Source organism: Cupriavidus sp. WS, assembly GCF_000395345.1.
In the GTDB taxonomy this organism is placed as follows: Bacteria; Pseudomonadota; Gammaproteobacteria; order Burkholderiales; family Burkholderiaceae; genus Cupriavidus; species Cupriavidus basilensis_B.
This window is the reverse complement of the sequence record NZ_AQPL01000241.1, coordinates 1-2,876: the sequence shown is the minus strand read 5'-3', so window position 1 is coordinate 2,876 and position 2,876 is coordinate 1. Positions and strand designations below refer to the sequence as shown.

Genomic DNA, 2,876 nt, shown 5'->3' with positions numbered 1-2,876 from the left:
ACGGCGAGCGCGGCTACCAGATCGTCCTCGAGCACGCCAACACGCCCGAGCTGCAGCAGCGCTGCCTGAAGATCTGCGAGATCGGCGCCCAGATGCGCCTGCTCTACACCACCGCGCTCTATCACGACTACGTCGCCCAAGAAATCCCCCTGCCCGAGCTCGAACTCGCCGCCTGAAGGCGCGTTGAATTTGCCATGACGCGGGCGGCATCGCGCGATGCCGCCCGCACCAGAGAGACCGCCCGCGGGACAGTCGTATGCCGAAAGTCGTATTCCACAAGAACGGCGAGACCTATGAAGACGAGGTCAAGCCCAACACCAACCTGGTGGTGCGCGCCGGGATCAAGCAATTTCCGTATCCCAACCTGCGCTACGAGTGCGGCATGGGCAAGTGCTCGAAATGCGCGTGCCGCGTGATCGCGGGCGCCGAGCACCTGCCGCCGCCCAACTGGAAGGAAAAGAAGCAGCTCGGCGAGAGGCTGGAACAGGGCTACCGCCTGACCTGCCAGCTCTGGCTGGAGCATGACATCGAACTGGAGCAGGACGAGCTGCCGGCGCAGAGCGCCGCCGCCGCGCTCCAGCCGGCCACGATAGCGCCGGCAGCCAATCCGTAATCTCCGGCAATCCGCCGCAACCCACCGCATCCAGCAGGCAGCGCAGTCATGTACGTCATTCTCAGCAGCAAGCCAGGCCAGTTCCGCACCGAGCTCGTCGACGGGCTGGTGGCCGTGGAGGCCTACGACTACCTCTTCTACGGCCGCAAGACGGCGCAGTACGTGATCGCCGAGCTGGCGCATCCGGTCAAGCTCAAGGTGGTGGAGGAAACGGAAGCCGACAGCGCCGCGCCGCCGCTGATCAACTACGTGCCCTCCAAGTTCCTGGAAAAGTTCGACACGCTCGAAGACGCGCGCCAGGAGCTCAGGCACCTGGCCAGCTTCGGCAGCATGGACATCGCGCTGGTCAGGCGCTGAGCCCGCCGCCCGCCCCACGACAAACCCCGAGTATGACCGGCACGGCGCCGGGCAGCCCCCTCATGCAATCGGACCGCCCCATGATTGAAATCACCTTCCTCACCAACGGCAGCAAGGTCGTCAGCGCTCCCGAGAACAGCAACCTGCTGCGCGTGTCGCTGCGCGAGAAAGGCGGCATCCCCTTCAAGTGCGGCGGCGGCCTGTGCGGCACCTGCAAGTGCAGGATCGAACAAGGGCGCGAATCCACCGACGCCATCAAGCCCAAGGAACGCCGGCACCTGACCGACGAGCAGTTCGCGCAGGGCTACCGCATGGCGTGCCAGACCTTCGTCAACGGCGACATCAGCGTGTCGTGGGAGCCGCAGGCCGACCCCGCCAGGCCGCCTTCGATCGCCGTGCGGCCCACCGCGGCCGCGCCGGCGCCCACCGCCCCGGCAGCCAGCACCACCGACGCCGAATAGGCACGCGGACGCCGTTCGCCGTCACGCCGCGGGCGCCCTGCCCGCCGCGGGACGTGCGCGCGCCGCCCCTCCGGCAGCCGCCGGTCCGCGCCAGGGTTGCCGCCCCGGCGCGAAGCCGGCTACGATGCCGCCTCTGCACGGACCGGCAGCGCCAGCCCCCAGGCGCGCCGGCACAGGAGACAAGCCCCCAAATGGATTCACACATCGCCCTCGGCGCGGCCCACTGGGTCTACCTCGCCGGCGTGTTCGCCATCGTGCTCACGATGGTGTTCCGCGCCAACGTGGTGGTGCCCGCCATCATCGCCACCTTCCTGGTCACGCTGGCCTGGACCCACAACCCGGTCAGCGCGCTGGCCAGCATCTTCAACGCCAGCTTCGTGGCCGCGCGCGAGCTGTTCAACATCTTCCTGGTGATCGCGCTGATGACGGCGCTGCTCAATGCGCTCAAGGCGCTGCGCTCCGACGTGCGCATGGTCGAGCCGTTCCGCGCGGTGATGAAGAACGGCCACGCGGCCTACTTCATGCTGGCGGCCATCACCTACGCCATCTCGCTGTTCTTCTGGCCCACCCCGGCGATCCCGCTGGTGTCCGCCATCCTGCTGCCGGCCGCGATCGCCGCCGGGCTGCCGCCGCTGGCCGGCGCGATGGCCATCGCCATCGCCGGCCAGGGCACGGCGCTGTCGTCCGACTATGTGATCGGCGTGGCGCCGGGCATCAGCGCCAAGGCCGCCGGCGCCGCGGTCAGCGCCACGATGGTGGCGGACCGCGCGCTGGTGCTGTCGCTGATCACCGGCGGCATCGCGCTGACGCTGGCCTACCTGTCCATCCGCGGCCACATCCGCCCCGCCAGCGCCAGCCTGCTGGAGCGCTGGCAGGGCCGCGCGCCCGACGCGGACCTGGCCCGCGTGGAAGCCGCCGGCAGCTTCGACAAGAGCGAGCTGGCGCGCGGCACCGCGCACGGCGAGCCGCTCGGCACCGATGCGAACATCGCGCGCAGCCTGTCGATGGTGGAGCAGCGGCGCATCAAGTGGTCCAAGGCCTTCGCCATGCTCACGCCGCTGGCCTTCGCCGCGGTCATCGCGCTGATGGTCTCGCCCAAGCTCGGCCTGGGCATGGCCGAGCTCAAGGGCGGCGAGGCCGCCGCGCTGGTCGGCGGCACCGCCGCGCTGCTGATGATCCTGTGCACGCTGGCCGCCGAAGGCCCGCGCAGGATGCTCGACACCAGCGCCGAGCACATCACCGACGGCTTCGTGTTCGCCTTCAAGGCGATGGGCTCGGTGCTGCCGATCGCCGGCTTCTTCTTCATCGGCGCGGGCGACACCGCCGGCGCCATCCTGCAGATTGGCGCCGGCCACGCGCCCAGCCTGCTGTTCGAGCTGATCCAGGGCGCCGAGAACTGGATTCCCAGCAACCACGTGCTGGTGGCCTTCGGCGTGCTGCTGGTC

At 69.5% G+C, this 2,876-nt stretch carries 4 protein-coding genes and 1 pseudogene; all 5 read left to right on the top strand.

Annotated features, from left to right (window positions below; genetic code table 11):
- Nucleotides 1-176 (top strand): annotated as a pseudogene (locus K206_RS38785) (iron-containing redox enzyme family protein); the annotation flags it as partial.
- 80 nt (nucleotides 177-256) lie between these two features.
- Entirely contained in the window at nucleotides 257-613 is a 357-nt protein-coding gene (locus K206_RS0119775; RefSeq protein ID WP_020204125.1) for a 2Fe-2S iron-sulfur cluster-binding protein, read from the top strand.
- Nucleotides 614-661: 48 nt separating this feature from the next.
- Nucleotides 662-970: a hypothetical protein gene (locus K206_RS0119770; protein WP_020204124.1), complete on the top strand. Its 309-nt coding sequence runs from the start codon at nucleotides 662-664 to the stop codon at nucleotides 968-970.
- 80 nt (nucleotides 971-1,050) lie between these two features.
- Nucleotides 1,051-1,431: a 2Fe-2S iron-sulfur cluster-binding protein gene (locus K206_RS0119765; RefSeq protein WP_029043843.1), complete on the top strand. Its 381-nt coding sequence runs from the start codon at nucleotides 1,051-1,053 to the stop codon at nucleotides 1,429-1,431.
- 191 nt (nucleotides 1,432-1,622) lie between these two features.
- Nucleotides 1,623-2,876 (top strand): hypothetical protein (locus tag K206_RS0119760; protein WP_020204122.1); only part of this gene is annotated, 1,254 nt, incomplete at its 3' end.

Bases quoted from the DNA above. Each gene is read 5' to 3' on its own strand.
- K206_RS0119775 (WP_020204125.1), top strand. From the start codon at position 257: ATGCCGAAAGTCGTATTCCACAAGAACGGCGAGACCTATGAAGACGAG.
- K206_RS0119770 (WP_020204124.1), top strand. From the start codon at position 662: ATGTACGTCATTCTCAGCAGCAAGCCAGGCCAGTTCCGCACCGAGCTC.
- K206_RS0119765 (WP_029043843.1), top strand. From the start codon at position 1,051: ATGATTGAAATCACCTTCCTCACCAACGGCAGCAAGGTCGTCAGCGCT.